Below are 23,889 nucleotides of genomic sequence, written 5' to 3'. Positions count from 1 at the left end.
TAGGACCACAGTGGCAGGTGCCGCTGTCGCCACCAGCGGGCCGTCTCGCAGGCGAGGCGGAGCTGCGGGGTGGTTAAGCTGTACGGATGTGGAGGGCGGTCTGCTGGAGCGACCTCGATGGCTGACGCCGACGATGTCCGTCAGCTGGCGCTGGTGCTGCCGCACGTGGTCGAGATCGACAGTGAAGGCTTCGATTTCCGGGTCGCCGGCAAGGGATTCGTCTGGTCCTACCCGGAGCGCAGACCTGGTACGTCGCGCCTCATCCGGACCGACATCGCGGTGCTGTACGTCGGCGACGAGGCGGAGAAGCAGGCGTTACTCCTCGGCGAGCCCGGGGTTTTCTTCACCACGCCCGCATATGACGGGATGCCCCTGGTCATGTTGCGGCTGACGCAGGTGAGCGTCGATCGCCTGAAGGAACTCGTCACCGACGCGTGGCGCATGCGTGCCCCGGACTCGCTCGTCGGTGACCTCGACGGCACCGGCTCGTGAGCCCGGATCTGAGCAGAGCCGATCAGTAGGTCGACGCAGCGCTCCCCGGTTGCCACCGGCGGAGCCTTCACCTCCCGTCAAAGGCGCAACCGATGGTTGCGCAAGGGCGACCTGTCGGCTAGCCTGATGTGCAACCAAACGTTGCGGGAGGGGTCATGGAGTTCGGAACCATCGAGCGGGAGATCTACGTCGAGGCGACGCCCGAGATCGTCTTCGAGGTGGTGAGCAGTCCCGACCACCTCAAGGAGTGGTGGCCGGACGATGCCCGGTACGAGCCGACGCCCGGGTCGACGGGCGAGATCGTCTTCGGCGACCCCGACGCCGGCGGGGCAGTGGTGCCGTTCACCGTCGTCGACGCGCGACCGCCGCGGACGTTCTCGTTCCGCTGGACGCACCCGGCCGACCAGGTCGCGGCAGAGGGCAACTCGCTGCTGGTCACCTTCGAGCTGACCCCGTCAGGCGGCGGGACGCTGCTCAAGATGACCGAGACCGGCTTCCGCGAGATGGGCTGGGAGATCGCCGTCCTCGAGCAGCAGTACCAGGAGCACGTCACCGGCTGGGACTTCTATCTGCCGCGGCTGGCGCCGTACGTCGCGACGCTGCGGGTGCGGCCATGAGCGCCGCGGTGGCGGAGAAGGTCGACGACGACCTCTGGTCCGCGATCGGGGACCCGACCCGGCGCCGGATGCTCGACCTGCTGCTCATCGAGGGCGACGGCACCGCGACCACGCTGAGCCAGCAGCTGCCGGTCACCCGTCAGGCGGTGGCCAAGCACCTCGGCATCCTCGACCGGGTCGGCCTGGTCCGGGCGACGCCGGCGGGCCGGGAGAAGCGGTACCGGGTGGACGACGTCCAACTCGCCCGCGCGGTGGCCCAACTCGCATCCGTCGGCTCGGCGTGGGACGCCCGGCTGCAGCGGATCAAGCGGATCGCCGAGGCGATCCAGCGCACCCGACAGGACTGACAACGAGACTGACGAGATCAAGGAGAGCCGAGATGGTGGACATTCTGCACCGGGTCGGGGTCAAGACCCCGACGCCGGAAAAGGTGTACGACGCGCTGACGACCGTCGAGGGCCTCGCCGGCTGGTGGACCGACGACACGAAGGGCAGCGGCGACCTCGGCGGTGTCCTCGAGTTCCGGTTCCCCGTCGGTGGCTTCGACATGGAGGTCGTCGAGCTACGGCCGTCCGAGCGGGTGGCCTGGCGGGTGGTCGACGGCCCCGAGGAGTGGATCGGGACCACGATCAACTGGGACCTCCGCCAGGACGGCGACTACACGATCGTGCTGTTCAAGCACCAGGGCTGGCAGGAGCCGGTGGAGTTCATGCACCACTGCAGCACCAAGTGGGGCTCGTTCCTGATGAGCCTGAAGTCGCTGGTGGAGACCGGCGAGGGTGCACCGGCGCCGCGGGACGTACAGGTCAGCGACTGGCACTGAGCCGGCAGGCGGCCAGCCCTGTGGAGCGAGCGGCGAGGTCCCGCCGGCGCCGGCGGTTCAAGAGTGACCCAGCCCGGGCGCCGGAGATAGCGTCCGGGGGCGATGTTGTCCGACCGAGCGAGCCAGGCAACCGACGAGCAAGGAGGCGCCATGGCGGAGGAGGCGACCGGGTGGGGCGGGGGACTGTGGGCGGCTGCCGACTTGGTCACCCCGATGGCCATCCGGGTGGCGGCGACCTTGCGGTTGGCCGACCACATCGCCGCTGGCACGCGGACGACCGATGCGCTGGCCGCAGCGGTGGACGTTGACCGGGACGCGCTGGGGCGACTGTTGCGCCATCTGGTGACCGCCGGTGTGCTGTCTCATGCGGGGACCGGCACCTACCGCCTGACGGCACTGGGTGAGCACCTCCGTGACGATGATCCAGAAGGAATGCGACCCTGGCTCGACCTGGAGGGCGCCGTCGGGCGCGCCGATCTGTGCTTTGTCCAGCTCTTGCACACCGTGCGTACCGGCGAGCCCGCGTTTCCGCGTCAGTTCGGCCGCTCGTTCTGGGACGACCTGTCAGCCGACCCCCGGCTGGGAGCATCGTTTGACGCGCTGATGGGAGCCCGGCTGGTGGCGGACGCGCCCGCGGTAGCTGCTGCCTACCCGTGGAGCGCACTTGGTCACGTCGTCGACGTGGGTGGCGGCAACGCCAGCTTGCTGATCGCCATCCTTCGCGCCCATCCCGACCTGCGCGGGACGGTGATCGACCTGGCCGGCCCGGTGGCTCGCGCCGCACAAGCCATCGCCTCAGCCGGCCTGGACCCCCGGGCCGGCACTCAGGTCGGCAGCTTCTTCGATGCCCTCCCCGCCGGTGCGGGCGGCTACCTGCTCTCGGGTGTCCTGCACGACTGGGATGACGAGGACGCCGCCCGCATCCTGCAACGGTGCGCCGACGCAGCCCCCGAGACAGGAAAGGTATTCGTCGTCGACCACATCGGCGATGCCCAGGGCGACACCTCGGACACCGAGGGAGACCTGCGCATGCTCTGCTACGTCCGCGGCCGGGAACGCACCCTCGACCAGTTGGGTGAGCTGGCCAGGTCAGCCGGCCTCCAGGTCAGCTCGGTCCGGCCGGCCGGTTCACGCTCGATCATCGAGTTGCACCGGTCTCACTGAGCCATCCGCTTGCCGGCGGGGTATCGAGCGTGACGAGGTGGCCTTCGCCGATCGCGTGCGTCAAATTGTTGGCGCCGGGGACCAGCCGGTCAATCCGCGCCGCCAGCCGGAGGTGAGCGCCGGCGTTGCCAGCGCGGTCGATGGTGACCAGCGATCCGTCCGCAAAGGCGAACAGCACACCGCCGGAAACCAGGGCCGCGGCGCGGACGGCGCCGTGCGGTAGGGGCCGTATCGCGGTGACAACACCTTGGCTCAGGTCGATGACCGCAATGCCCGCGTCCTCGACGAGCCACAGCGTATCGCCGTGGAGGATCGCCGCTTGTGGGCGGAGATCACGCTCGTGTTGCCGCAGCACCTGCACACCGTTCACCGGATGAAAGGTCATGACCATGCGCCGACCACTGAGGAAGATCACCCGGCCATCGCTACTGACCCCGTAGCCGCCGCCGGCATCAGTAATGACCACCGGCGCCGGCAGTGACCACTCCGCCAGAACGGCCCCGGGCGCCGGCAAGACGAGCCAGGCACTCCAGGCGGATCTGCTGTCGGTCGCCTGGCCGGCACCGTGGGGCGCCTGCGCGACCGACGGCGCCTATCCGACATCGGCCGACGTCCGAGCCGTCGTCAGCTACGCCCTGGAGCACGGGTGGCAGCCCGAGCGGCGGGGCGGCACGTTCGTGCTGTCCGAGCACGAGCATGCGGCCACGTTCGCCTTGCCCGATTTCCTGCTGACCGACGGGTTGCGCACGCCGGAGTGCGCGGATCCCACGCTTCGAGTTGTCCGCGCCCACGAGCGTCGTCATCGAGGATGATTTCGTACATCGGCCACTGTCGGCGCCCCTCAGCCGCCTTGTCCGGCTGCCGATCGGGCTACGCTCGCGGCCGTGCCCGGACGGCAGGCTCGCCCGGCGTCGGGGTGCGGCGATCGAGCCAGTCGCGGTAAACCGGGGATCTCCGCGCTTCCGCCCAGTACGCCTCGGTGAGCGCGTCCCTTAGCGGGTGCGCGTGCGGTGCGAGCGGCCCGTGGGAGGGCCAGATGAGTCGTTGGCGTGCCCACATCGGATCGCCGGCCAGCGGTCGGATCAGGACGCCTGGGCGGGCCGGGGTCAACGCGTGGGTGAGCGCTACCCCGTGGCCCTGGCCGATGAGCGGGAAGATGACGGCGGCGTTCATCCGCTGCACCCGACGCGGGGTGAAGCCGGCACGCCGGCAGGCGGCCCGGAACAGACTGCGCATCCGCACGTCCTTGCCCTCGCCGGCGAGCCATTGCTCGGTGGCGAGGTCGGCGAGCGCCACCTCTGGCTGCCCGGCCAACGGGTGTCCCGCGGAGAGCAGGACGAAGATGGGCTCCACCGCGAGTACGGCGTCGTCGAGCTCGGGCGGCAACGCGAGCTCGTATCCGGGATAGTCCAAGCCAGCCCGAATTCCAGGCGCCCGCCGGTCAGCAGGTCGAGGAGTTCCTCCTCGGTGTCGGCCACGTGCAGGGAGGTGTCGGCACGGGGGAACAGCGCCCGGGCGGCGGTCATCAGCAGCGCAGTGAGCGGACCGGGTATCGAGCCGAGTCGCAGCGCGTCGAGGTCGGTGTCGCCGGGCCCGCGCTGGCGTACGTCGCGAAGCAGGTCGTCGTAGAGGGTCAGGACACCGGTGGAGTGGTTCAGGACGATGCTGCCGAGCGTCGTGGGCCGGGTGCCGCGGCGACCGCGGTCGAACAGCGGGCCGCCCAGGGCGCGTTCGATCCGTTGGAGCTGCGCGGTGAGCGCCGGTTGGGTGTACCCGAGAGCGGCGGCGGCCCGGCTGATGCTGCCGGCCTCGGCGATCGCCGTCACCATGCGCAGATGACGGATCTCCAGGTCCATAACCCGATGCTATGACCGGCTGGGATTTCCCGGTAGTTCATGCCGGTCGGGACAGTAACCCGGGCCTGATCAGCAGTGTTCGGCAGGAGGCGCAGGTGCGGGAGAGACGGTTCTACAAGCTGGCAACATTGATGTCGGCGGTGCTGGCCGCGGGTGCCGTCTCGGCGCTGCCGGCGGCCGCCGCGCCGGTGCCATCCGGCACGTCCGGCGGGTCCGACTGGACGGTGGGCGTTTCCGCCCGTCCCGATGATGGGCACTGGGTCACGCTGGTGACCGGCGACCGTGTGTACCTGGCCGACAAGCGGGTCGCGATGACTCCGGGTGCCGGGCGGGAGCACATCGGCTTCAGTCAGTTCACTGAGGACGGCCACCAGTACGTTGTGCCGAATGATGCCCTGCGGCTGGTCTCCGCCGGGCAGGTGGACCGCCGGCTGTTCGACATCACCGGCCTGGTCGCGGCGGGCTACGACGACGGGCAGGTGAGCGAGGTGCCGACCATCGTCGCGTACACCGCCGGGGCCGCCGGCCGGGCGCGGCTGCGCGCGGACGGCGCATCCCGGGTGACTCGGACGCTGCCCAGCGTTCGCGGCTCGGCGGTACGGGTGAACAAGCAGCGGGCCGCGACCTTCTGGGCCGACGTCACCGGCGAGGGCTCGGGGATAGGCAAGCTCTGGCTGGACGCCAAGCGCACGGTCAGCCTCGATCAGAGCGTGCCGCAGATCGGCGCGCCGCAGGCATGGTCGGCGGGGTACGACGGAACCGGGGTCACCGTCGCGGTCCTGGACACCGGGGTCGACGACACCCACCCGGACCTGGTCGGCCGGATCGCGGAGAAGCAGAATTTCACCACTGCCGCCGACGCCGGCGACCCGGTCGGACACGGTACCCACGTGGCGGCCACCATCGCGAGCACCGGGGCGGGCTCCAACGGCAAGTTTCGTGGTGTCGCGCCCGGCGCCTCGCTGCTGATCGGCAAGGTCTGCGAGACCAGGAACTGCGCCGAGTCGGCGATTCTCGCCGGCATGGAGTGGGCGGCGCCACGCGCGAAGGTCATCAACATGAGTCTCGGCGGGCCGGACGAGGGCGACGACCCGTTGAAGGCGGCGGTGAACACGCTGACCGCCCAGACCGGGGCCTTGTTCGTCGTCGCGGCCGGCAACGACGGCCGTGACGGAGGGGTCTCCTCGCCGGCCACCGCCGACGCGGCGCTCGCCGTCGGTGCGGTGGACAAGCAGGAGAATCTGGCGTCCTTCTCCAACCGGGGACCGCGCTCCGACGGTGCCATCAAGCCGGAGATCACTGCGCCCGGCGTCGGCATCGTCGCGGCGCTGTCCAAGGACAGCGACTATCCGGAGTACGCCCCCGGGTACACCCAGCTGAACGGCACTTCGATGGCCACCCCACACGTGGCCGGGGCCGCCGCGTTGCTGGCCGAGCAGCACCCGGGTTGGACCGCCGGCGCGCTGAAGGCGCAGCTGATCGCGTCGGCCAAGCCGAACCCCGCGCTGAACGCGTTCCAGCAGGGCGCCGGCCGGGTGGATGTGGGCCGCGCCATCAAGCAGGCGGTGCTGCCCAGCCCGACCAGTCTTGCACTGGGCACCCAGGCGTACCCAGCTGACGACGACGTCCCGGTGGAGCGGACCGTGAGCTACCGCAATGACGGCCCGGCCGCGGTGACCCTGAACCTGGTCGCACCGGCGACCGGGCCGGACAGCTCGGCGGCGCCGGCCGGCATGTTCACGGTGCGCCCGAGCCAGCTGACCATCCCGGCCGGCGGCACCGCCGAGGCCACGCTGACCGCCAACACCCGGGTGAAGAGCGCGACCGGCCTGTTCAGCGGCGCTGTGGTGGCCAGTTCCCCGGACGGTACGGTGTCCGCCCGGGTGCCGGTGGCCATCACCAAGGAACACGAGTCGCGCAAGCTCACCGTCAAGCTCATCGACCGCAACGGCGCGCCGGCCAGCGACTACTCGCTCAGCGTCGTGGGCGTCGACTTCGCCGTCTACAAGGTGCCTTACCACGCCTCTGGCACCGTCACGACCTCGGTTCGGGTCGGCCGGTACGTCGTACAGGCGACGATCCTCACGGACGAGCCCGACGGTGCCAGCTCGACGCTGCTGACCCAGCCGGTGTACACGGTCACCTCCGGCGGCGACGCCGAAATGGTGCTGGACGCCCGCAAGGGCACCTCGGCCTCGGTCACCGTGCCGCATGAGGGGGCCGCCAGCCGCAGCGCCCACCTCGGCTTCTTCCGGACGCTGCCGTCCGGGTACGTGGTGGACAACCGGGTCAGCGGGACCAGCTTCGCCAAGCTCTACGCGGCGAACCTGGGCGGCCCGGTCCCGGCGGACGCGGGCACGCTCACCGGCGAGGTGCGTACGGTCTGGGCGCAACCGAACGCCGACGGTAGCTTCACCAACTCGCCCTACGAGTACGACCTCGTCTGGTTCCGGCGCGGCGACCTGTTCACCAACTTCCGACACACCGTTCGGCAGGGTGAGCTGGCCACCGTGGTCAACCGGTTCCACTCGGTCGGCCCGGTCGACCGGACCGGGTACATGCACAACTGGGGCTTCCCGGCGGACGGCGGCAGCGCGATCTCCGCGCCCATCCCGTTCACCATCCCCGGCGAGCGCACCACCTACTACTCGGCCGACGGCGTGATGTGGCGGAACAGATGGGAACCGCAGGGGCCGTACGGGGCGCAGTTCTGGACGGGTGACCTGACGTACGAGCCGGGCCGGCGGTACGTGGTGGACTGGCAGAAGGGGCCGTCCGCGCCCATCTTCAACGGGGACCGGGTGTTCTTCACCCGGCAGGGCAACTACATGGCCCTCAACGTGCCGGTGTTCGGGGACCAGGCCGGGCACACCGGGTACTCGTGGCTGGACACCGGCCGGATGGCGCTCTATAAGGATGACCAGCTGCTCGCCAACATGCCCACGTACTTCTACGACGCGAGCGGCTCGGTTCCCGCGGCGGAAAGCACCTACCGGCTGGAGTACGCGGTGACCCGCGGCGCGAACGGTTCGATGGACAACAGCACGTCGATCAGCGGCAAGTGGACGTTCCGCTCCGCCGAGACGTCCGGCGAACAGCCGACCGCCCTGCCGCTCGCTTCGGTCGCGTTCCGGCCGGAGCTGGACGTCGACAACAGCGCGCGCGGCGGACGCGTGTTCCCGGTCCCGCTCAGCATCGAACGCCAGCCGGGCGCGGCCGCCTCCGACCTGAAGACGGTCAACGTCGAGGTATCGTACGACGAGGGCGCGACCTGGCAGCGGGTGTCTCTGCAGAAGACCGGCAAGGACGGCTTCCTGGCTCTGCTTCACCAGCCGGAGCAGGGGTACGTGTCGCTGCGCGCCAGCGCGGCGTACGCGGACGGTGCCACCGTCGACTACACCGTCATCAAGGCGTACCGGTTGCGGTAGCCGTGGCTGCGCTCAGCGCCTGATGGCCAGCCGGGCCGCCGCCATCTCCGCGGCGGCCCGGCGTGTTCCTCCTGCGGTACTTGCTGTCCAGGGGCCTGCGACCGGCGACGGCGGCGGCCTCGTCAGCGCCGAGATCCGCCCGGTCCGCGACGGCGACCACACCGAACGTTCGATGCCGCGGTTGCGCGAGGATGACAGACTCCCGGCGATGCCCCATGGACCTTCGTGGAAGGGAGCCCTCGTGGCGGAGACGGGCGGACTCATCGCGATCATGGGCGGGCTGGTGTGCCTGCTGGTCGTCGGCGTACTCGCGTGGCTGATCATGACCTACAACCGCCTCGTGCGACTGCGCAATCAGGTCGCCGCTTCGTGGGCGCAGATCGATGTGCAGCTCAATCGGCGTTCGGACCTGATCCCGAACCTGGTGGAGACCGTCAAGGGCTATGCCGCGCACGAGAGCGCCACGCTCGCGGCGGTGACCGCGGCGCGTACCGGGGTGGTCGCGGCGGCGGGTGCCGAACCGGCCGCGCGGGCCCAGGCGGAGAACGCGCTCACCCAGAGCCTCGGCCGGCTCTTCGCCGTCGCGGAGGCGTACCCGGACCTCAAAGCCAGCCAGAACTTCGCGGCCCTGCAGGCCGAGCTCGCCACGACCGAGAACAAGATCGCGTACGCGCGGCAGTTCTACAACTCGGCCGTCCAGACGCACAACAACGCCGGGCAGACCTTCCCGACCATGCTGATCGCCGGCCTCGCCGGGTTCCGGGCGCGGGAGTTCTTCGAGACGGCCGAGGGTGAGCGCGGCCCGGTGCAGGTGCGGTTCTAAGCCATGAGCCCCGCCGTCCTCGAGCTGGGTGCCGTCGGTGCGTCCCTCGCGCTCTTCTTCGGCGCGTACGCGTTGATGCTGTCGATCACCAGGCCGCGTGGCATCCACGCCGCGCCGCCCTCGCCGGATCTGCCCGAGGAACCGCCCGCCGTGGCGAGCCTGCTCGGCACCGGCTGGCAGGTCACCGAGGATGCCGCCGAGGCGACGCTGCTGGATCTGGGCGCCCGCGGCTACCTCGAATTCCGCCAGCCCGACAACGACCCGCACCACACGACGGTCCACCTGACGGGCACCGTCCCGACCGGGCTGATCGCTTACGAGAAGCGGGTCTACGAGCGGGTCGTGAAGCTGGCCGTGGACGGCGTGGTGCCCCTGACCGCGATGACGTTCCGCGACGAGAAGGCGGCGAAGTCCTGGTGGAAGGCGCTGCACAGGGAGGTCGTCGCCGACAGTCGGGTGCGCGGCCTGTCGCGCCGCCGATTCGGTCCGGCGATCGTCGTCCTCCTGGTGATCGTGGCCGCTGTCGCCGCAGCCGGGATCACCTACGGCTTCGGTCATTTCGCCATGCGTACGCCGGACAAGCGCGGCAACGACATCGGGGCGACCATCGGGGCGTACGTGATCAGCTTCGCGTTGCTGGCGACGTTCGCCGGACGCTACAACGGGGAGCGGGACACCGCCGCGGGACGGCAGGCCGCGAGCCGATGGATGGGCGTGCGTGACTGGCTGCGCGGGCACGAGGCGTTCGCCGATCTGCCCCCGGCCGCCGTTGGCCTCTGGGATCGCTACCTCGCCTATGGCGCCGCGCTCGGGGCGACCCGCACGGCGAGCACCGTCATCGACATGGGCATGGGCGACCGCACCCGGGTCTGGTCCACCTTCGGCGGCTCGTGGCACCGGGTACGGGTGCGGTATCCGCGCAGTGGACGATACGGGGAGACCGCACCGAGGCTGCTGTTCCGCGGCGTCCTGCTGGCCGTCATCGGCTACGCCATCGCCCGCTATGGTCACGTCGTCGTGGACATCGCGATGCAGATCGACGCGGTGTCGGCCAGCGCCTTCGCCTCGTTCGCCGGCCTCACCTCGGCCCTGATCACCGTCACCGGTGCGCTGCTGGTGGTCAACGGCTGCTATACCGTCGTGCGTACGATCATCGACCTCGCCACGCCGAAGACGATCACCGGTCAGGTCCTCTGGACCGACCTGTGGCGGACGCAGAACTCCAGCAGCGACAACAGCAGCCCACAGCCGATTCTGTACTACCTCGCGGTCGATGACGGCACCAGCGACCGCACCGTGGCGTGGGGGTTGCCGCTGGCGCTGGCGAACAGTTGCGCGACCGGCGACACGATCCAGCTGACCGTCCGGCCCTGGTCCCGGCGCGTCACGGCGATAGGCGTCGTTGAGCGGGGGAGTGGACACGGTCCTCAGCCGGAGGTACCGACCGACAACCTGGTGCTCGCCGCGCTCGACCGGCCCGGCCAGGGCGGCGGCGCGGTCCCGGCCTTGACCCGCAACGGCTCGCTGCTGCAAGCCGAGGAGGTCGCCGGCGCCCTGCAGTGGCCGTCGCCGGTCACCGCCAGGGCGATGATGGGGCCGGGCGGGATCATCGAGTTCTCCGCTCCGGAGGGCCCGATCCTCATGCTGGTCACGGCGCACGGTGTGCTCGGCTCGATGGCGTGGCGGACGGCGAGCCAGGGAACGCCACTGCCCGGCGTCGGCGACGCCGCGTTCACCCGCGGGCCAGCGGCGGCCGCCCGCGTCGACGGCAGCACCGTGCAGGTGGCCCTGCTCCCGGCCGCCAGGGGCCGCGATGCCGCACTGCCGGTCCTGCTCAAGCTAGCGGTGGGGCGGTTGCGGGCATGAGCGAACCGCGCCGAATGGCTTCCGCGCCTCGACTTCCTTGATCGCGTTCTTGGCCAGCTCGAAGGCCTCGGCAACGAGCGGATGACCCGCCCGTCCGGCACGGCGGACAGGCGGGTCACCCCTCGGGTTTGCTGATCGTCAGCGCCGGTAGATCGTGTAGACCGCGCCGTTGGTCAGCGAAAGGACGGCCAGATTGCCGTCCGGGCTGGTCTCGATGTCCGTGACGACGCCGAAGTCCCGGCCGATCAGGAGGCTTTCGCTTTCCGTGATCTCGTGCTTGGCGAGGTTGTCCGCCACCCGGTCTGCCAGCCGAGGGTCGTCGACGGCGATCTTCTGACGGTTGCCGGTCAGGTTGAAGTGGAAGAGGTAGCCCCCGTTGAGGGCGGCCGTCGCGGCACCCATGAACAGATCACCCTGGAACTCTGGCCCGAGCGCACGGCTGTTGAGGAAGCCCATTCCGCCAGGGGCGACCTCCCACCTCCAGCTGAACTCGGGATCGCTGTAGTGCGCCCCGGGAAGCATGAACAGCCTGCCGAGCGCCTCCTGCGGGCTGTCCGCGATGTTGCTGGGCGGCCAGCGTAGTTGCTGGAGGTTCCGCCCGCCGAACGTCGTCTCGATCTCCTTGAACTGGGCGACCCGCTGCACCGGCCCGGCGATTTGGACCCAGCCGCCGTTCATGCCCGGCTCGAGCCGGTTGATCTCGCTGAAGCTGTCGTCGCCGTTCTCCTGGATCCACACATCGCCGGTGGCGGGGTCGACGGCCATGCCGAATCCGTTGCGGTGGCCGTACGAGAAGATCTTCTGCACGGTGGCGCCGACCTCGCCGCCCATGGCCGCGCCGGGCCCGAAGAAGGGGTTGTCGGTCGGCGTCGTGCCGTCGTCGTTGAGGCGCAGGACGACGCCGCTGAGGTGGGCGTCGTCTGGTGCCGGTCCGCCGAACTGGTCGTCGGGCACGGTCGGCCCCGGGCAGGCGGCGGTCGGGCCGCAGGTGAGGTTTTGCAGCTGGCCACGCCGACCAAGGTCGCCCGTGAAGGTGTACAGCTTTCCGTCACGGCCGAAGCTGATCACCCCGCCGTTGTGGTTGGCGCGTGCGGGCTGGCCGGCGTCCTCTTGACGGGCGCGGATCCGGATCAGGTTGCGGTCGAAGGTGAGTGTGCTGCCGTTCCACACGAACCGGTCGACCCGGTTGCCGAGCAGGGGGGTTTCGCTGAGGACGGTGGTGTCGCTGCCGGTCGTGCTCTCCGTCCAGTACAGGTAGACCCCAGGATTCGTCGGGAAGTCCGGGTGCAGGGCGATCCCGAGCAGGCCTCGCTCGGAGCCGGCATTGACGGCGAGGTCCAGCGGTGTGCTGGCGATGGCTCCGTTGACGACGCGCTGGACCCGTCCGGTCGTCTTCTCGAGCACGAACATGTCGTCGTCGCCGATGAAAGCCAGGCCGGTGGGGCTGACCAACCCGGTGGCGGCCGTGTGCACCGCCAGCTTCCGGTCGAGCATCGTCGGTCCGCCCGGCTCGGCGTTCGCTGGGGCACCCGCGGTCATGGACAGTCCGGATGCCGCCAGGGTCAGCATGGCGATGATCGTTCGCGGTTGGCGGCGGGCGCGCGTCGGTGCCACGCTCCCGCCAGGTGATCCATTCGGTGCTTCCATGGTCTGGCGGCGTGGGACGACGGTGCGGCGAGGTCGTGCGTGCATGCCAGGTTCCCTTCCTGCCCGAGTGGTGAAGAGTGTTCCGCGGACGACGTCGACCGGTCGCGAAGCCCGACTGCCGCCGCATGGTGTCGTTCGGTGCAGTGACCCCCTTTGTCCAACGGCGGCGCAGGCGGGCCGTTACGTCCGGACGAACCCGCTGGTGACGGCCGGGCTTCGCGACCACTGGACGCCCGGCCGGGCCCGAGGTCGGCACTCACCGACAGGTCGCCGGAGAAAGGCCAGGACCTCGGGTCCCACCGGAAGGCACGCGCCCCGGCCGCGCTCGGTTCACTCTCGATCGAAAATTTTCGACGGAGGCGACCACGTCACGGCCACCGGTTGCTCCGGCCGGCGTGGAGACATCCGGTTGAGGGTGATCGATGCCGAGCGTGTCGTCGATGCCGTCAAGGTGGCCGGGTGCCTCGACTGCCTGAAACGTCAGCGGCGCCCTGGCCGGGTTGTCAGCTGGGACAGATGCTTGGCGCCACGCCACACGGTGTTGGGGGCGCCAGCCGGATTGAGGCTGAGATTGCCCGCGTCGTCGTGCTCGATGAAGTACCGGTGCGCGCGGAGGTCCTTGAGCGCCGACAGGGTCCGGACCCAGTCGACGTCACCCTTGCCGAGGTCCGCGAAACCGAACCGCCTGCCCGCGTTGGCCGTTCCGGCGGCCGCGACGCGGGGACCGTTGGGGTCCCACCTGATGTCCTTGATGTGGAACATCGGGAACCTGCTCTGGTGCCTGCGCAGGTACTCATAGGGGTCTTCCCCGGCAACAGAGACCCACCCGAGGTCGACCTCGAACTTGACGTAGCGGGGATCGGTTTCCTCGAGGAGGATGTCGAACAGGGGCCGCCCGTTGACGATCGCGAATTCCCGGTCGTGGTTGTGGAAGAAGAACCCGTCAAAGCCGTTCCTTACGGCGTCCTCTCCCCACTCGTTGAACAGGTCCGCCATGGCCCGGAACGAGTCCTCAGTGAACTCGTTGACGATCCCGATCGTGCTTCCGGTCCCCACGATGGGCAGACCGAGCGAGTGCGCTTCCTGGAACAGTTGGGCGCCGGCCCTGCGCCGTCGCCCATGGGTTCGGCGCGTCGAGGCTTCGCGGGCCGAAGTGGTTGCTCGCGACGCGGATGCCCAGCGACTCCGCGATCGAGCGGATCTCCACGGTCGTCTTGTCGTAGTACGTGCCGGCGAGCTCGATCTCCTTCACACCCGCCTCCGCCACGACCTTCAACGTGCCTCCGATCTCGAGGCTGGTCGGTACGAGCGTCCGAACGGTGAAGACCTGCAGCCCGATTCGGTCCTTGGGGATGACATGCGGTCCGCCGTTACCGATGCTCGCCGTAGCGTCATCGCCGGCGGCCGACGCCGGACCTGCGACCGCCGCCAGCGCCGCCGTCGCCGCCGCACCCGCCCCAGCTCCGAACAGCGCCCGGCGACTCCACATCGATGACTCTCCCATCACACATCACTCCTTCCGCGCGGCTCAGGCCTCCTCGACCGAGCGCGATCGCTCAGGGCCGTGGTCGATGAGCATCGACCCGGCGACTCATGGGTTCGGGCAGCGCCAGACGCGCGCCGCCTCGGACGATAAGGCGACGGGAAAACTTTTAACAAGAGGTAGGCAGAAGTCTGGCGAGGCCAATACAAAAGTCGGTGGCCGACCAAGCCAAAGCCTGGCGTCCGGGACGCACAAGTCGCGCCTCGGCCCGTCGTGTGCTTCACTTCGACCGTGCCCCCGCCCGCAGCCGCGCCACCTGCGTCCGTCCACCGTGGCGCGGTCGCCGCCGGCGCGTACACCGGACCTGGCTCGGGCGTCCCCGGCGCCGGCGAACTGCTCCAACTCCTTCGTGACGGGCAGCCCCGGACCCGCGCTGAGCTGGCCAAACTCGCCGGGCTGACCCGGTCCACAGTGAGCGCCCGCATCGACGCCCTGCTCGCGAGCGGTCTGCTCGCACCCTCCGGCGAGGCGGCCTCGACAGGCGGTCGCCCGCCGGCCCGGTTCGCCTTCAACCCGCAGGCTCGCGTCGCCGTCGGCGCCGACCTCGGGGCGACGCACGGCAACATCGCGCTCACCGATCTCACCGGTCAACCGCTGTCCGAGGTCGCCGAGCGCGTCGACATCTCGGCAGGGCCGGTCACGGTCCTCGACTGGGTCGTCGAGACGACCCGACGGCTCCTCGACGAGGCGGGTCGGCAGCTCGACGACCTCGTCGGCATCGGGATCGGCCTGCCGGGCCCGGTCGAGCACTCGAGCGGCCGGCCGATGCGCCCACCGATCATGCCGGGCTGGGACGGCTACGACGTGCCCGGACACGTGCGGCGCCACTGGGACGTGCCAGTCCTCGTCGACAACGACGTCAACATCATGGCCCTCGGCGAGCACGCGATGGCCCACCCGGAGGTCGAGCACCTCCTGTTCGTCAAGGTCGCCACCGGGATCGGCGCCGGAATCATCAGTGGTCGGCGCCTGCACCGCGGCGCGGTCGGGGCGGCCGGCGACCTCGGTCACGTGGCGACCCCGCACGCCGTCGACGTCCTCTGCACATGCGGCAACACCGGGTGTCTGGAGGCCGTCGCGAGTGGCCGCGCGATCATCAGGGAGCTTGCCGCAGCCGGGGTCCCGGCGATGACGAACAGCGACGTCGTCGGCCTGGTCAGCGGCGGCAACATTGCTGCCGCACAGGCGGTCCGTCAGGCCGGACGCACGATCGGCGAGGTCCTCGCGACGTGCGTGAGTCTGCTCAACCCCGATCTGGTCGTCATCGGAGGTTCACTCGTCCAGGCCGGCGAGAGCCTCATCGCCGGGGTGCGCGAGGTCGTCTACGGCCGCTCGCTCCCGCTCGCCACCGGCCACCTGCAGATCGTGCCGGCGACGACCGGCATCCAGGCCGGCGTCATCGGCGCGGCGACGATGGTGATCCGGCACGCCCTCGCCGCCGATCGTGTCGACGAGGCACTCGCCAGCGCGTCGTCGGCTCCGCTGGCAGTCGGCGGCTGAGGGCTGACGGCCCCGAATCCGAGGCTTCAGCGCGTTGCACACCGTCCACGATGCTGTCGCGCGTGGGTGTGCCGGGTAGCTCACTCGACCGGTGCGGCCGGCGTAACAGCACGTCGTTGGTCGGCTTCCCCGGTGTTCGGGGTCAGGCTGACGGCTGGCCGAGAAGTCGTTCGATGAGTCGTGGTTCACCGGGCCAGGCGGCCAGGAGCACGTCACGGGGGACTTGCCGGCCGGCGTAGCGCAGGGCCAGGGCGACCACGACGATGTCGTCGAGGGGGCCGATGACGGGCAGGAACTCGGGAATGAGGTCGATGGGGCTGGCCACCCAGAGCCCGGCGATCAGCACGGCGATCTTCGCCCGGCGGGGGACCCGCGGGTCCTTGCGGAGTCGTCGGACGGTGGTGACGCAGTCGGGGATGAAGGCCGCGAGGTCGCGCAGGGTGCCCGGTGGGAGCCGGCGGGCCAGCAGGATCAGCAGCGCCCACGAGGCGAGCAGCAGCGCGATCGCGGTGGCCAGGGCGAGTAGCCAGTCATGCATGGGGGGATTCCTGTCCGAGCGGGGCGTGCACGGCTTGGTAGACGGCGGTGGCGTAGCTGTCGAGCGCCTCGGCGCAGCGCTTTAGGCCGTCTTCGGCTTGGACGCCGGCGGCGACGCCGAAGATGTCGCGGGCCTTGAGTTCGCGGAACCAGCGGCGTAGCCGGTCCAGGCTTTGCTCTTCCTCGTCGAGTTCGGCGACGGTGAGCTTGCCGATGCGTCGCTCCTTGGCGATCTCGGCTTCGTACTTGTCGCACTCGGAGGTGAACTCGGTCCACTCGTCGGCCCGCGCGGTGTTGAACTCGTCGAGCAGGCTGCTCCGGCTGTTGTCGTCGTGCGGGGTGGCGTCGAGCATGAGCATCCGGCCGTCCGCCCGGCGGACCAACTCGGCGACGCGGTCCAGGCCGGTCGCGAACACGGGAGCCGCCGGTGCTGCCCAGACGCCGCCGCTGACCGGGACGGCGCCGACCCGGCGCAGCTCTCGCCAGACCGCTACCCGGTGTCGGGACGGGCCGGCCGGCAGCCGGATCACGGCGACCAGCCAGCCAAGAGAATCGCTCGCCACGTAGGCGAGTGTAACAGCCGCTACATCAACCGAGTCCCCCTGGATCGCGTGCTCACCTGGCGAGCAGCGCGGCCAGGTCGTCGGGCACCGGCATGGGCTGGGTCAGCGGTACCCGGGCGCGGCCCGTGTTGCCCTCCGGGTAACGGCCGGTGGCGGACCCGGGGCCGGCGACGGCGAGCCGGACGACCTGACCGACCGCCTCGACCACGTCGCGCTCGCGCAGCGCGCGGCGCAGCATGGCGGCGTGCACGACCGTGTGCGGCCAGGGCCAGGGCTGGGAGAGGATGTGCGCCCGTTCCGCCGCCCGCCACGCGACCGCCCGGTCGGTGGCGGTGCGGGCCGTGGCCAGTTCGGCGTCGAAGGCGGCCCGGACGGCCGCCGGCATTGTCCGCCTCACCGGTCGCCGCCGGAGCAGCAGGAGTAGCCGGGCCGGCAGCCGCAGGCATCGCCATCCTCGGAAGGCACGGCAGCGGCGGACGCGGCGGCCCCCGGGACGGCGCAGCAGGTGTCCCCGCGCCAGGCTTCGCGGCCTTCCTTGACGGCGACGGCGGCGATGACGAGTGCGGCGATCGGGTCGGCCCAGGACCAGCCGAGCAGGCTGTTGAGGGCGAGTCCGACGAGCAGGACCGCGGACAGGTAGGTGCACAGCAGCGTCTGTTTGGAGTCGGCGACCGCGGTGCGGGAGCCGAGTTCCCGGCCGGCGCGGCGCTGGGCGTACGACAGGCCGGGCATGACGGCCAGGGACAGCGCGGCCAGCACGAGGCCGACGGGGGAGTGGTCGGCGTCGGCGCCGCCGAGCAGGGCGCGGACCGACTCGACGGTGACGTACGCGGCGAGGGCGAAGAACGACACCGCGATGATGCGCAGGGCGGTCTTCTCCCGGGCCTCGGGGTCGCGGCCGGCGAACTGCCAGGCCACTGCCGCGGCGGAGGAGACCTCGATGACCGAGTCGAGGCCGAAGCCGATCAGCGCGGTCGAGGAGGCGATCGTGCCGGCGCTGATCGCCACGACCGCCTCGACCACGTTGTAGGTGATGGTGGCGGCGACGAGCAGTCGCACGCGGCGGGCCAGGACCATCCGCCGGGCCGGCGAGGGGCCGGCCGGGGTCTGGATCAGCGGCAGGGTCATCAGCAGCAGCTCTTCGCGTCGGCGTCGGGGCAGGCGGCCGGATCGACGGCGAGCACCAGACCGAGGAGGTCGCCGAGGGCGTGCGCGAGCCGGGCGTCGGCAAGGTCGTAGCGGGTGCGCCGGCCCTCGGGAGCGGCCACGACCAGGCCGCAGCCGCGCAGGCAGGCCAGGTGGTTGGACAGATTCTGCCGGGTCGTGCCGAGCAGGTCGGCGAGCTGGGCCGGGTAGCCGGGGCCGTCGCGCAGGGCCAGCAGCAGCCGTGCCCGGGTCGGATCGGACAGGGCGTGGCCGAACCGCGCCAGCACCTGCCCGTGGGTCAGCGTCTCCACGCCACCGATAGTACATCAAACGCTGTATCAAACGGCTGGGTCACCGGCCGCAGCATCACGGGGCCGTACCCCGGTTGCGGCTCACCCGGACGATCTGTGCGGGGCGCCATGCACCGCTGTGGTGGACGCGGTATGCGCAGGCTTGCCGCCGACCGTGACGACCAGCACGGCGAGGCAGCCGGTGAGCAGGGTGAACCCGCCGACCAGCAGGTAGGCCCACCGCCGATCGGCGCGGCGCGGCTCGACGGATGGGCGGCGGGGGAGGCTCCCTTCCCGCGCTCGTCTGGGCACCGAGGGAGAGTTCAGCACCGGCCATTTCGGTGGTGGATTCTGCGATCGGGACGCCATGCTGCCTCCGCGTAAGTCGCCGCCGAGACCGGACGACTCGTCGGGGAAGGATCGACGAGCCGTCCGGGCGGAAAGACGCGTCCGCCGCGGCCCTCCACTCCTACCAGGCGATGCATCACCGGGCCGCATACATGGAGCGGTGCGGCCGTCGGCTGCCCACGCTACGACGCGTGCGGCGACCACGGGTATTCGCCGCTGGTGGGAACGCGACGAGGTCAGCGGCCCAGGCTGGCGACCATGCGGCGGCGCATGGGTGGGATCGCCGCGGTCAGACGCAGGACCGTGCGGAAGGTTGCCCGGCCGAGCAGGGTCGAGTTCGCGGCGTTCTGGGCGTTGCGCAGGGACTGCTTCACGGCAGCGAAGCCGTAGCGCAGCATCTCGCGCTCGTACCCGGAGATCGCGGCCGGGAGTGGGACCTCGCCGGCGTGGGCGGCGATCAGCGTGCGTCGGAGCAGGTCGGCGTCGCGCAGCGCGGTGTTCGCGCCGACGCCGGCCATCGGGGTCATGTTGTGGATGGCGTCGCCGAGCAGCGTGACGCGGCCGGTCGGCCAGGGTGTGACCGGGGCGGCGCTCTTCACCCGGATCGCGTGGAGGGTGGCCGGATCGCTTCCGGCGATGAGCCGGTGGAACGCGGGCGACCAGCCACGGATGCGCTCCGTGACGACCTGCTGCAGCGATGCGCCGTCCTGATGTTCCAAGTCCGGCGGGAACCCGTCGGTAGCGTCGGCGAAACCCCAGAACGCGTAGTCGGTGTCGTCGTACGGCGGCGTACCGGAGCGCCCGGCGGCCGGCCGGTCGACGCGATCGTGCTGCCAGACCGCGGTGAAGAGTGAGCCACGGCCACGGGGGACGACGATGTTGGCCCGGGTCCGCAGGGCGGGCGGCAGGTCGGACGCCCGTTCGGGGGCCAACGGATACTTGCCGGCCACCGCGAGCACGCCGGTGTCAAGGCGCTGCGCATGCGGGAGGAGCTGGCCGCGTACGCGGGAATTGGCGCCGTCCGCGCCGATCAGGAGGTCGGCGGTCGCGGTGGTGCCGTCGGCGAAGTGGGCGGTGACCCGCTCGCCGTCGAGCTCATAGCGGTGGAAGTTCCTGCCCAGGTGTACGACGTCGTCGAGCTCGTCGAGCAGGATCTCGCGGAGCCGGATCCGGCTGACGCCGTAGTGGCGGCTGGTGGGGTCGGTGGACGGGTTGATCTCGGCCTCGGTCAACCCGAGTAGCTCCGTGCACTGGTCGGTGAGAAAGCCGAAGCCGCTGTCACCGGTCGAGACGGTGGCCAGGAACGACAGCCACGCGTCCGGGGGAAGGCAGTTGTGCAGGGCGTGCGCGCCGGCCGGGTTGATGTGGATCCGGTAGCCCTGCAGCCAGTCCGTGCGTTCGAGGGTGCGCTCGTAGACGTTGACCTCGATGCCGGCTCGGCGCAGCCCGTGGGCCAGGGCCAGTCCGCCGATCCCGCCGCCGATGATCATCACAGAAAAGCTCGTCATGTCTCCCAGAATCACCCTTGCATCTGACTCTGTCAACCATCTGTTTGATTGATAGGATCAGGAGCATGCCTGAGGAGTCGAGACCTCGTCGTTCCCCGTCCGGTCTGGAGCGGAAACGGGATGCTGAGCGCACCCGGGAGCGGATTCTCGATGCCGCGCTGGTGGAGTTCGGTGAGCACGGTTACGCCGGCGCTCGGGTCAGCGCCATCGCCCGCCGGGCCGGCGTCAACCAGCAGTTGATCTCGTACTACTTCGACGGCAAGGAAGGGCTGTATCGCGCCCTCATCGAACGCTGGCGTGCGTTGAGCGGTGAGCTGAACCGCCCGGACGCTCCGCTGGACGAGGTGGTCGCCGCGTTCCTTCAGGCCGGAACGGCGCAGCGGCACTGGGTCCGGCTGCTGATCTGGCAGGCCCTGGAAGGCGACCGCGAAGAGGGCGCGGAGCAGTATCGCCGGTCCATGGTCGACGACCTGCGCCGACGTCAGGCCGCCGGTGAGATCGCCGAGGACCTCGATCCGGCCTACCTGCAACTGGCCCTCTTCGGCGCGGCGCTCGCGCCGACCCTGCTGGCCCACTTCGCCGAGGACTTCACCGGACTGCCCGTCGACTCTCCCGAGTTTCTCGCCGGGTACGGCGAAGAACTCAAACGCCTCGTCGCGCGGCTGGCCAAGCCCCTGTGACCGATCCGCAAAGGCCGTAGCCGATGAGGAAGCGAACCGTGGCTGACAGCATCTTTCCCGATCCGAGCGTTGTCCATCCGATCCCCGAGCAGCCGCGTGTGGTGCTGCTGAAGCCGTTGGTGACGTCTCCGCTGATCGAGGTCGGAGAGTTCTCCTACTACGACGACCCGGAAGACCCGACCGCCTTCGAGACCCGTAACGTGCTGTATCACTACGGGCCGGAGAAGCTGGTCATCGGGAAGTTCTGTGCGCTGGGCACGGGCGTGCGGTTCATCATGAACGGCGCCAACCACCGGATGGACGGTCCGTCGACCTTTCCTTTCCCCATCATGGCTGGTTCCTGGGCCGAGCACTTCGACCTGATCACCGGCCTGCCCGGACGGGGCGACACCGTGGTGGGCAACGACGTGTGGTTCGGCTACCGCGCCACGGTGATGCCCGGCGTCCGTATCGGCAACGGAGCGATCATCGCCTCCGGTTCGGTGGTGGTGGAGGACGTGCCCGACTACGGCATCGTCGGCGGCAACCCGGCCAGGCTCATCCGTCGCCGCTATGCCGAGGAGGACGTCGCCCGCCTGCTGGCGCTGGCCTGGTGGGACTGGCCGATCGAGCACATCACCGAGCACCTCCGCACGATCATGGCCGGCAGCCTCGACGATCTGGAAGCCGCGAACCCCGGACAGCGGTAGCGGCACGCATCGAGGAGGTCAGCTCGGCCGGCGCCCATGGTTCCATCGTGGTAGGCAGGCAGGACGCGGTCGCCGGCGACCACGTCCCGCCTGCCTGGGGGCCGGTCAGGTGATCGGCAGGTTGTGGAAGGTCAGCAGACCGCTGCCGGTCGCGTTGACGATCCAGGGTCCGGCCCGCAGATGGCTGAGGTAGCTCACTCCCGTCGCGCCGTCGGCGGGCGCGGAGAGGGTCAGCTTCAGCTGGCCGCCGGCGACGTACTCGACATCGGTCACGGTGACCGCGGTCCCGTTGACCCGGAAGTCCGCCGCCGAACCCGGCTCGACCGTCAGCGGGTCGTCGCGGCGCAACTGGATGGTGATCTCCGTGCGCTCGGGGTTCGAGAACGCCGCGGTGCTCGGGTTCGGCGGGGCGACCCCCTCAGCAGGTCCGTGGTAGAGGTCGCGCGCCACCACCGCGAACGTGTGGTCGCCCATCTCCCGGTAGCCCTGCTCCCAGGCGTAGTGGCAGCCGTCGTGGCCCGAGAGGCCGTTGGTCGACAGCAAGGTCACGCCGAGCGTGTCGCCCATCTGCCGCTGCGCCTCCCGCAGTGCGCCGGTGGTGCTGTTGCTGCATGGCGAGGTGCGCACCTGATAGACGAAGTACCGGGTCCCCTCGGCGACGTCGGCTCCCAGCTCAGCTCGCCAGTCGTCGAGCAGCGCGGTGAAACCGGTGACGTGTACGGCCGCTTGGTCGTTGTCGGATTCGCCCTGATACCAGAGCAGCCCGCGGACGTCGCCCAGCACCCCGGCGCCTACCAGGCGTTGCCGCAGCCGGCCGTAGTTGGTGCGGATGTCGTCCGGGTCCGCGTCATTGCGCTGGAAGAACGAGATCGGCTGGCCGCCGTGGGCGCCGTTGAGGATGGCCACCGGGACCTGATAGGTGTCCACGATGCGCCGGGCCATGCGGATGCCCCACTGCCCGATCGAGCCGGGCTGGTTGGTGACCTCGCTGCCGGCGTAGTTCCAGCGGCGGTCCGCCGCCGACAGGACCGGATCGGCCGTGGGAGACCCGTAGCTGCGAATGAACGGCGACTCCTCGCCGGCGGAGGAGCCCTGGTAGGTCGCCGCCACGGCGTTGGACTGACCCTGGATGACGTAGACGTCGCCGGCCAGGATGCCTTCCCATCCGGCCACCCGGCGGGTCACCTGGGCGCCCAGCGCGCGTAGCGCGAACCGGTAGTCGCGCAAGGTGGCGTCGATGCGGGGGCGGAACGAGAAGTCGCGCCGGTCGGTGACCGGGGCCGTGTAGGTCCACTCGTCGTCGCCGCTGGTGACCGTGAGCTGAACTGCCTTGACCCGCGGGTCGGTGACTGCTCCGGCCACCGGCACGGTGGCGCCGTTCGCGGCGTCCCGGGGATACAACTGGCGGTCCTGCGGGTGCTGGTTCAAGGTCAGCACGGAGGACCGGGCGTAGACGGTCAGCCGCCGTTGGGTGAACGTGCCGGCGTTGCCGGCGAACGTCCAGTCCGGGTGACCGATTGGCGCAGAGCCGATGCCGAGCGAGAGCGCCGCGCCGGTGGACGTGAAGGTGTTGACCGCCAGTACCGTGCGCGGCGCGTCCGGCGAGGGGCGGCTGGCGCCGACCTGGTGCACCTGGAACGACCCGTACCCGCCGGAGGCGTTGACGGTGTCGTCGGCATCGTAGCTGGTGGACGAGGCACCGGAGATCTGCCGGGACGAGCCCGTGCTGTAGGTGTTGGGCCACATCTCCAGATAGCCGGCCAGGCCGGTGCCCGTGGTGACGCCGGGAACGTTGGAGGCCACGTCCAGGTCGTTCACCCGCTGACGGGTGATCTCCCCGGTGCGGGTCGGCAGGCCGAGGCGGTGCGCGTCCGCGGTGAAGGGCTCCATGGCCGTCCAGACCCACTGCGGGCCCGTCACGCCGTCCAGCTCGAGGCAGTAGCCGACCCGGTCGAAGCCGGCCGCCACCGCGTCGGTGCGGTCGAAGGTGTACGGCGGGGTCTGGTTGAGCCAACTCGCCCGGGTCGGCAGGTCGATCGAGAGGACAGGGGTGAAATCGGCCGTGCCGTCGACGTTCGCGGAGCAGGCCGTGTCGTCGACCGCCCGGTCGACAGCGAGCGTCGGACTGGCGGCGGCCGCCGGTCCGGACACCACCGCGATCGAGGACAGCAGCAGTAGGCCGGCCGCAACGAGGGCGACGCCGCGCAGTCGTGGCGCCGCATCGCGGAGCCCGGGGGAGAAGTGTGGACGGGGCATGACTCGTACCTCCAGCAAGGTCGTAGTTCGCGCCGCCGGAACGACGTGCCCCATGACTAGCAGCGGACATTTATGCGTCGCAATGTCATTGCGGTGAATGGTTGGATCCTCGC

At 70.4% G+C, this 23,889-nt stretch carries 25 protein-coding genes and 1 pseudogene; 12 read left to right on the top strand and 14 right to left on the bottom strand.

Annotated elements, in window-relative coordinates:
* The first annotated feature begins 117 nt into the window (after nucleotides 1-117).
* The 5 genes from ACFYM6_RS15705 to ACFYM6_RS15685 all read left to right on the top strand — a co-directional run bounded on the left by ACFYM6_RS15705 (nucleotide 118) and on the right by ACFYM6_RS15685 (nucleotide 3,096).
* On the top strand, nucleotides 118-492 hold the full coding sequence (locus ACFYM6_RS15705; RefSeq protein ID WP_387275930.1) for an MmcQ/YjbR family DNA-binding protein: 375 nt from the start codon (nucleotides 118-120) through the stop codon (nucleotides 490-492).
* 155 nt (nucleotides 493-647) lie between these two features.
* Nucleotides 648-1,109, top strand: coding sequence for an SRPBCC family protein (locus ACFYM6_RS15700; protein WP_387275928.1), 462 nt, complete (start codon nucleotides 648-650; stop codon nucleotides 1,107-1,109).
* Entirely contained in the window at nucleotides 1,106-1,456 is a 351-nt protein-coding gene (locus tag ACFYM6_RS15695) for an ArsR/SmtB family transcription factor (RefSeq protein WP_387275926.1), read from the top strand. The genes ACFYM6_RS15700 and ACFYM6_RS15695 overlap by 4 nt, the downstream gene beginning before the upstream one ends.
* A 32-nt stretch (nucleotides 1,457-1,488) precedes the next feature.
* Nucleotides 1,489-1,932, top strand: coding sequence for an SRPBCC domain-containing protein (locus tag ACFYM6_RS15690; protein ID WP_387275924.1), 444 nt, complete (start codon nucleotides 1,489-1,491; stop codon nucleotides 1,930-1,932).
* A gap of 213 nt (nucleotides 1,933-2,145) precedes the next feature.
* The gene (locus ACFYM6_RS15685; RefSeq protein ID WP_387275922.1) at nucleotides 2,146-3,096 is read left to right on the top strand and encodes a methyltransferase; all 951 of its coding nucleotides are present in this window, start codon (nucleotides 2,146-2,148) and stop codon (nucleotides 3,094-3,096) included.
* Here the strand turns inward: ACFYM6_RS15685 and ACFYM6_RS15680 are convergent.
* Complete coding sequence (locus ACFYM6_RS15680; RefSeq protein WP_387275920.1) at nucleotides 3,071-3,511, bottom strand: hypothetical protein; 441 nt, start codon at nucleotides 3,509-3,511, stop codon at nucleotides 3,071-3,073. The two genes, ACFYM6_RS15685 and ACFYM6_RS15680, sit on opposite strands and share 26 nt — an antisense overlap.
* A gap of 43 nt (nucleotides 3,512-3,554) precedes the next feature.
* On the opposite strand from ACFYM6_RS15680, the gene ACFYM6_RS15675 reads away from it, so the two are divergent.
* The gene (locus ACFYM6_RS15675; RefSeq protein ID WP_387275918.1) at nucleotides 3,555-3,908 is read left to right on the top strand and encodes an integrase; all 354 of its coding nucleotides are present in this window, start codon (nucleotides 3,555-3,557) and stop codon (nucleotides 3,906-3,908) included.
* A gap of 58 nt (nucleotides 3,909-3,966) precedes the next feature.
* Here the strand turns inward: ACFYM6_RS15675 and ACFYM6_RS15670 are convergent, their stop codons facing one another.
* Together ACFYM6_RS15670 and ACFYM6_RS15665 are read right to left on the bottom strand one after the other, a co-directional pair.
* Nucleotides 3,967-4,509 (bottom strand): LysR substrate-binding domain-containing protein, encoded by a 543-nt coding sequence (locus ACFYM6_RS15670; RefSeq protein ID WP_387275916.1) that lies wholly within the window; start codon nucleotides 4,507-4,509, stop codon nucleotides 3,967-3,969.
* A gap of 314 nt (nucleotides 4,510-4,823) precedes the next feature.
* A pseudogene (locus ACFYM6_RS15665) lies at nucleotides 4,824-4,925 on the bottom strand (LysR family transcriptional regulator); the annotation flags it as partial.
* A 122-nt stretch (nucleotides 4,926-5,047) separates the two neighbouring features.
* Between ACFYM6_RS15665 and ACFYM6_RS15660 the strand changes: the two are divergent.
* The 3 genes from ACFYM6_RS15660 to ACFYM6_RS15650 all read left to right on the top strand — a co-directional run bounded on the left by ACFYM6_RS15660 (nucleotide 5,048) and on the right by ACFYM6_RS15650 (nucleotide 11,069).
* Nucleotides 5,048-8,380 carry a S8 family serine peptidase gene (locus ACFYM6_RS15660; RefSeq protein ID WP_387275914.1) on the top strand — a complete coding sequence of 1,111 codons (3,333 nt, stop codon included), beginning with the start codon at nucleotides 5,048-5,050 and terminating at the stop codon, nucleotides 8,378-8,380.
* 241 nt (nucleotides 8,381-8,621) lie between these two features.
* Nucleotides 8,622-9,203, top strand: a complete 582-nt coding sequence (locus ACFYM6_RS15655; protein ID WP_387275912.1) for a LemA family protein — start codon at nucleotides 8,622-8,624, stop codon at nucleotides 9,201-9,203.
* Nucleotides 9,204-9,206: 3 nt separating this feature from the next.
* Complete coding sequence (locus tag ACFYM6_RS15650; protein ID WP_387275910.1) at nucleotides 9,207-11,069, top strand: DUF2207 family protein; 1,863 nt, start codon at nucleotides 9,207-9,209, stop codon at nucleotides 11,067-11,069.
* A 138-nt stretch (nucleotides 11,070-11,207) separates the two neighbouring features.
* Here the strand turns inward: ACFYM6_RS15650 and ACFYM6_RS15645 are convergent, their stop codons facing one another.
* The 3 genes from ACFYM6_RS15645 to ACFYM6_RS15635 form a co-directional block, all read right to left on the bottom strand.
* The gene (locus tag ACFYM6_RS15645) at nucleotides 11,208-12,638 is read right to left on the bottom strand and encodes a PQQ-dependent sugar dehydrogenase (protein WP_387275908.1); all 1,431 of its coding nucleotides are present in this window, start codon (nucleotides 12,636-12,638) and stop codon (nucleotides 11,208-11,210) included.
* Between the two features lie 558 nt (nucleotides 12,639-13,196).
* Nucleotides 13,197-13,775 (bottom strand): sugar phosphate isomerase/epimerase family protein, encoded by a 579-nt coding sequence (locus tag ACFYM6_RS15640; RefSeq protein WP_387276035.1) that lies wholly within the window; start codon nucleotides 13,773-13,775, stop codon nucleotides 13,197-13,199.
* Nucleotides 13,729-14,205, bottom strand: a complete 477-nt coding sequence (locus ACFYM6_RS15635; protein WP_387275906.1) for a hypothetical protein — start codon at nucleotides 14,203-14,205, stop codon at nucleotides 13,729-13,731. Before ACFYM6_RS15635 ends, ACFYM6_RS15640 begins: the two co-directional genes overlap by 47 nt.
* Nucleotides 14,206-14,490: 285 nt before the next feature.
* Between ACFYM6_RS15635 and ACFYM6_RS15630 the strand changes: the two genes are divergently transcribed.
* Nucleotides 14,491-15,759, top strand: coding sequence for an ROK family protein (locus tag ACFYM6_RS15630; RefSeq protein WP_387275904.1), 1,269 nt, complete (start codon nucleotides 14,491-14,493; stop codon nucleotides 15,757-15,759).
* 142 nt (nucleotides 15,760-15,901) lie between these two features.
* Here ACFYM6_RS15630 and ACFYM6_RS15625 read toward each other — a convergent pair whose 3' ends face one another.
* The 7 genes from ACFYM6_RS15625 to ACFYM6_RS15595 form a co-directional block, all read right to left on the bottom strand.
* Nucleotides 15,902-16,297: a YkvA family protein gene (locus ACFYM6_RS15625; protein ID WP_387275902.1), complete on the bottom strand. Its 396-nt coding sequence runs from the start codon at nucleotides 16,295-16,297 to the stop codon at nucleotides 15,902-15,904.
* Entirely contained in the window at nucleotides 16,290-16,859 is a 570-nt protein-coding gene (locus ACFYM6_RS15620; protein ID WP_387275901.1) for a Chromate resistance protein ChrB, read from the bottom strand. Before ACFYM6_RS15620 ends, ACFYM6_RS15625 begins: the two co-directional genes overlap by 8 nt.
* A 52-nt stretch (nucleotides 16,860-16,911) precedes the next feature.
* Nucleotides 16,912-17,244 (bottom strand): DUF3703 domain-containing protein, encoded by a 333-nt coding sequence (locus ACFYM6_RS15615; protein ID WP_387275899.1) that lies wholly within the window; start codon nucleotides 17,242-17,244, stop codon nucleotides 16,912-16,914.
* An 8-nt stretch (nucleotides 17,245-17,252) separates the two neighbouring features.
* On the bottom strand, nucleotides 17,253-17,987 hold the full coding sequence (locus ACFYM6_RS15610) for a cation transporter (protein WP_387275897.1): 735 nt from the start codon (nucleotides 17,985-17,987) through the stop codon (nucleotides 17,253-17,255).
* Nucleotides 17,987-18,316: an ArsR/SmtB family transcription factor gene (locus ACFYM6_RS15605; protein ID WP_387275895.1), complete on the bottom strand. Its 330-nt coding sequence runs from the start codon at nucleotides 18,314-18,316 to the stop codon at nucleotides 17,987-17,989. The genes ACFYM6_RS15610 and ACFYM6_RS15605 overlap by 1 nt, the downstream gene beginning before the upstream one ends.
* Before the next feature lie 81 nt (nucleotides 18,317-18,397).
* Nucleotides 18,398-18,607 (bottom strand): hypothetical protein, encoded by a 210-nt coding sequence (locus ACFYM6_RS15600; RefSeq protein ID WP_387275893.1) that lies wholly within the window; start codon nucleotides 18,605-18,607, stop codon nucleotides 18,398-18,400.
* A gap of 272 nt (nucleotides 18,608-18,879) precedes the next feature.
* Nucleotides 18,880-20,151, bottom strand: a complete 1,272-nt coding sequence (locus ACFYM6_RS15595; RefSeq protein WP_387275891.1) for an FAD-dependent oxidoreductase — start codon at nucleotides 20,149-20,151, stop codon at nucleotides 18,880-18,882.
* Between the two features lie 65 nt (nucleotides 20,152-20,216).
* On the opposite strand from ACFYM6_RS15595, the gene ACFYM6_RS15590 reads away from it, so the two are divergent.
* Nucleotides 20,217-20,831, top strand: coding sequence for a TetR/AcrR family transcriptional regulator (locus ACFYM6_RS15590; RefSeq protein WP_387275889.1), 615 nt, complete (start codon nucleotides 20,217-20,219; stop codon nucleotides 20,829-20,831).
* A 38-nt stretch (nucleotides 20,832-20,869) separates the two neighbouring features.
* A complete protein-coding gene (locus tag ACFYM6_RS15585) occupies nucleotides 20,870-21,520 on the top strand; it encodes a CatB-related O-acetyltransferase (protein ID WP_387275887.1) in 651 nt (216 codons plus the stop codon).
* A gap of 105 nt (nucleotides 21,521-21,625) precedes the next feature.
* Here ACFYM6_RS15585 and ACFYM6_RS15580 read toward each other — a convergent pair whose 3' ends face one another.
* Complete coding sequence (locus tag ACFYM6_RS15580) at nucleotides 21,626-23,776, bottom strand: sialate O-acetylesterase (protein ID WP_387275885.1); 2,151 nt, start codon at nucleotides 23,774-23,776, stop codon at nucleotides 21,626-21,628.
* Nucleotides 23,777-23,889: the final 113 nt, after the last annotated feature.

The organism is Micromonospora sp. NPDC006431, from assembly GCF_042870725.1.
In the GTDB taxonomy this organism is placed as follows: domain Bacteria; phylum Actinomycetota; class Actinomycetes; order Mycobacteriales; family Micromonosporaceae; genus Micromonospora.
Note: the sequence above shows the minus strand (reverse complement) of the source record. Positions and strands in the feature narration are given on the sequence as shown.